This window comes from Catenulispora rubra (assembly GCF_015356825.1).
Lineage (GTDB): Bacteria > Actinomycetota > Actinomycetes > Streptomycetales > Catenulisporaceae > Catenulispora > Catenulispora rubra.
The window spans coordinates 1-1007 of record NZ_JAACYW010000648.1; the positions used below are offsets into that span (position 1 = coordinate 1).

Annotated in this window: 1 protein-coding gene; it reads right to left on the reverse strand. The window is 70.0% G+C overall.

Going from position 1 to position 1007, the window contains the following annotated elements:
* Positions 1 to 943, reverse strand: a 943-nt coding sequence (locus GWK61_RS54755; protein ID WP_194922319.1) for a helix-turn-helix transcriptional regulator, incomplete at its 3' end; no start/stop codon positions are given.
* Between the last annotated feature and the right edge of the window lie 64 nt (positions 944 to 1007).

The following is a 1007-nucleotide window of genomic DNA, read 5'->3' on the forward strand; positions in this document are numbered from 1 at the left end:
CGCCCCCACCAACAGCCCGCCTCAACCGAGCCCCCAGCTCCCCAATAAACTCCCGAAGCTCCGGCGGCTCCAGCACCTCGAACTCAACCCCCTTGAGTGCGATGTAAACAGCGATCGTGTCCAGCGCCTCAGCTCCCGTGTAGTACAAACACGACTCCTCGTCGCGCGCCTCAAGCCGCCCCGCGGTCGGCGTCGTGCTCTGCGCCACCTTCTCCAGCGGTGCGTGGAACAAGATCGTGGCCTGATACCGATACGGCGCGCGTGTCAGCGAGTCCGACACGTAAGTCTTCGTACCTCCCGCCGGCTCCGCCCGCGGCGTGAAACGCGCCCCCGGCTGGATCGGGCCTGCCACGCGGTCCACGCGGAACGTGCGCCAGTCGTCCCGGTCCAGGTCGTAGGCGAGCAGATACCAGTTCCGCCCCGCCCGGACCACGCGGTAGGGCTCCACGCGCCGGGTCGCGTCCCGGTACCCGAAGCGCACGCCCTCGTGCGCGCGGCACGCTGCCGCCAACGCTGTGAGCAGCGCGGCGTCCACGACCGGGCAGTCGCCGGGGAGCAGCATGATGGCCGACTGCAGGCTGCTGACGCGGTGCTGCAGCCGTGAGGGCAGGATCATCTCGATCTTGCTCAACGCCCGCAGCGAACTCTCCTCGATCCCACTCACCCACCCCGCCGCCGCCCCGCGCAGTCCGACCACCACGGCGACCGCCTCGTCGTCGTCCAGCAGCAGCGGCGGCAGGGCCGCGCCGACGCCGAGACGGTAGCCGCCGGCGATGCCCGGCGTGGATTCCACCGGATAACCCAGATCGCGCAGCCGATCCACGTCGCGGCGCACCGTGCGGGTGGTGACCTCCATGCGCTCGGCGAGTTCGGCGCCGGGCCAGTCCGGGCGGGACTGGAGCAGCGAGAGCAAGCGAAGCAACCGCGCCGAGGTCTGAAGCATGCTTTCCCAACTCCCTGAAGTGCGCCGAAACCTAGCCTGACCTGCCCGGAATCCCGCCCAAACC